General features: G+C 74.8%; 5 protein-coding genes. All 5 read left to right on the plus strand.

The window, feature by feature from the left end; translation table 11 throughout:
• Positions 1-83 precede the first annotated feature (83 nt).
• Positions 84-377 (plus strand): F0F1 ATP synthase subunit epsilon, encoded by a 294-nt coding sequence (locus tag CTKZ_RS19960; protein WP_124344552.1) that lies wholly within the window; start codon positions 84-86, stop codon positions 375-377.
• Between the two features lie 13 nt (positions 378-390).
• Entirely contained in the window at positions 391-804 is a 414-nt protein-coding gene (locus CTKZ_RS19965; protein WP_124344553.1) for a DUF2550 domain-containing protein, read from the plus strand.
• Positions 805-854: 50 nt separating this feature from the next.
• The gene (nucS, locus tag CTKZ_RS19970) at positions 855-1550 is read left to right on the plus strand and encodes an endonuclease NucS (RefSeq protein WP_124344554.1); all 696 of its coding nucleotides are present in this window, start codon (positions 855-857) and stop codon (positions 1548-1550) included.
• Between the two features lie 144 nt (positions 1551-1694).
• Positions 1695-2654 carry a TetR/AcrR family transcriptional regulator gene (locus CTKZ_RS19975; protein ID WP_307720324.1) on the plus strand — a complete coding sequence of 320 codons (960 nt, stop codon included), beginning with the start codon at positions 1695-1697 and terminating at the stop codon, positions 2652-2654.
• Positions 2651-2999 (plus strand): YndJ family transporter (locus CTKZ_RS19980; RefSeq protein ID WP_200829847.1); only part of this gene is annotated, 349 nt, incomplete at its 3' end. The genes CTKZ_RS19975 and CTKZ_RS19980, both read left to right, overlap by 4 nt.

The raw sequence follows: 2999 nt of genomic DNA on the forward strand, positions 1-2999 counted from the left end.
CGCGGGGCGCGGGAGGTCGGTTCTCCGCCGACGGCGCGTCGCAGGGCGCGCCGCCCCCGCATCGAACGTGAAGGAGGAGGTCCGTGGCTGACCTCGAGGTCGACCTCGTCGCGACCGACGGCAAGGTCTGGTCGGGCACCGCTCGTCAGGTGTCGGCGCCGGCCGCCGACGGTGAGATCGGCATCCTCGCCGGCCACACCCCGATCCTGTCGGTGCTCCGCCCCGGCGAGGTCCGGGTCCAGCCGGTCGGCGGCGGCGAGCCGCTGCGCTGGCACGTGGACGGCGGCTTCCTGTCCGTCGACTCCGACACCGTGACCGTCGTCGTCGACACGGTCGCGTCCGGCACCCGACCGGCCTCCGCCGGCGACACGCACTGAGGTCGACGCGACGGTGAGCCCCGTGGTCGTCGGCCTGCTGATCGGCGCTGCCGCGCTGCTCCTGGCCGTCGTGCTCATGTGGGTCTCGCGCGTGCACGCGCTCGAGCGGCGGGTGGGCTCGTTCCGGTGCGCCGTCGGCCGGTCCGAGTCCGGACCGTGGTCGCTCGGCATCGCCCAGTACGGCTCCCAGCGGCTCTACTGGTGGCGGCGCTGGTCGCTCGCGCCCCGCCCGTCGCTGCGCTGGGACCGCTCCGGTCTGGCCGTCGTCGAACGCGTCGCGGGGACGCACCCGAGCGGCGCCGACGTCGTCGTCGTCACCTGCCGCGTGAGCGGCCGCACGGTCCACCTCATGATGGCGCCCGACGCGTACGCGGGGCTCACCTCGTGGATCGAGGCGACGCCGTCGCACGTCGGCTCGGTGATCTGAGGGCTCCGTCCCCCCGCCGTACGCCCCGTCTTCACAGAAGGTCGTCGTCCATGCGTCTCGTCGTCGCCTCGTGCGCCGCCCGGTACAGCGGCCGGCTCAACGCCCACCTCCCGCGGGCGACGCGTCTGCTCGTCGTCAAGGCCGACGGCAGCGTGCTGCTGCACTCCGACGGCGGCTCGTACAAGCCGCTCAACTGGATGAGCCCACCCTGCACGATGGCGGTGGGGGAGCCCGACGACGAGTCCCGCGCTGCGGGCGTCACGGCCGTGTGGACCGTGCAGCACACGAAGTCCGACGACCGGCTCGAGATCGACCTGTACGACGTCCTGCACGACTCGGCGCACGACCTCGGCGTCGATCCCGGTCTCGTGAAGGACGGTGTCGAGGCGCACCTCCAGGAGCTCCTGGCCGCGCAGATCCTGCTGCTCGGCGACGGGCACACGCTCGTGCGCCGCGAGTACCCGACGGCGATCGGCCCGGTCGACATCCTCGCGAAGGACCCGCTGGGCGGCACCGTCGCCGTCGAGATCAAGCGCCGCGGCGACATCGACGGCGTCGAGCAGCTCACCCGCTACCTCGAGCTGCTCAACCGCGACCCGCTGCTCGCTCCCGTGCGCGGCGTGTTCGCGGCGCAGGAGATCAAGCCGCAGGCCCGCGTCCTCGCGACGGACCGCGGCATCTCGTGCCTGGTGCTGGACTACGACGCCATGCGCGGCGTCGACGACGTCGACTCGCGCCTCTTCTAGACCGCCCTACGCCCTACGCCCTCCGGCTCCGACGCCGGACGGTGTGCGTCGCGCGTCACACCCCCCCCGCTCCGCGCTCGCGCCTGCTGCGCTACCGTGTTGAACACGTTCAGTTGAACATGTTCAACCGTGAGGAGCAGGGGCATGGACGAGGCGGAGACCCGTCGCGACGTGGCGCGTGAGGCGCCGGACGGCGACATGCTCGCGGCTGGTGAGGTGCCGGAAGCCGTCGAGGTGCCGGAGAGCGAGAGCGACGAGGTGCGGGGGGCCGACGAGGTGCCGGAGCCCGGCGCGGTGCGTGGGGCCCGCGAGGTGCGCGACACGCGTGCGCTCGTCCGGGCCACGGCGCTGCGGCTGTTCCGGGAACGCGGCTACGCGGCGACGACGATGCGGCTCGTCGCGCAGGAGGCGGGTGTCGCGACCGGGAACGCCTACTACCACTTCGCGTCGAAGGACCACCTCGTCCAGGAGCTCTACCTCGACGTGACGCAGGACCACGCGCGGCGCTCCGCGGCGGTGCTCGCCGCGGGCGGTGATCTTCCGACGCTGCTGCGTGGCGTGCTGCACGCCGGCCTGGACGCGTTCGCCGGGTACCACGCGTTCGGGACGGAGTTCGTCACCGTGGCGATCCGGCCCACGTCGGCGGCGAGCCCTTTCTCCCCGGCGTCCCGCGGCGCGCGCGCGACCAGCGAGGACGTGTTCCGCCAGGTCGTCGACGCCGCCGCACCCGCGGTACCGCGCCACCTGCGCGCCGACCTGCCCGAGCTCCTGTGGCTCGCGCAGCTCGGCGTCACCCTGTTCTGGGTGCACGACGGGTCGCCCGACCAGCGGCGCACGCGCGCGCTCGTCGACGGGGCGGCACCGCTCGTGGGCCGCCTCGTGAGCCTCGCGCGGCTCCCTGTCGCCCGGCGCGTCACGGACGACCTGCTGCACCTCGTGCGCGAGGCGATGCGGGTCGAGGACGACGACGTCGAGCGCGCGGGCGACGCGAGCGGACGGGAAACCGCCGACGCGCACGTCGTGGGTGGCGGCGGGGCGCGGCGGGCAGGCACGGTGAGCGCCGACGTGCGGTCGCCGGGCGGCGGGTCGGCGGGCGGCGCGTGAGCACCGACGTGCTGGGAGCCCCCGCGCTGACCGTCGTCCACGTGGTCGTCGGGATCGGTGCGGCGGTCGTCGTGCCGCTCGGTCTGCGCCTGCTCGGAGCCCACGTGGTCCCGCGTCCCGGGTCCGCGTGGTGGCCGCTCGCCGGCCTCGCCGCGGGCGTGAGCGTCTGGATCCCCGTGGGGCCGGTCGCGGCGGTGCTAGCGACTCCGTTGGCGCTGGCGGGCCTGGTGCTCGCGGCGGCGAGCGTGCGGGTCCTGGTGCGCCCGCCCGTGACGCTGGACGTGCGGGTGCGCCGCTGGGCGGTCGCCACCGCACTGGTCACGCCCGCGATCGGGGCGGCCGCGC

The sequence above is a fragment of the Cellulomonas algicola genome (assembly GCF_003851725.1).
In the GTDB taxonomy this organism is placed as follows: domain Bacteria; phylum Actinomycetota; class Actinomycetes; order Actinomycetales; family Cellulomonadaceae; genus Cellulomonas; species Cellulomonas algicola.

Bases quoted from the DNA above. Each gene is read 5' to 3' on its own strand.
- nucS (WP_124344554.1), top strand. From the start codon at position 855: ATGCGTCTCGTCGTCGCCTCGTGCGCCGCCCGGTACAGCGGCCGGCTC.
- CTKZ_RS19975 (WP_307720324.1), top strand. From the start codon at position 1,695: ATGGACGAGGCGGAGACCCGTCGCGACGTGGCGCGTGAGGCGCCGGAC.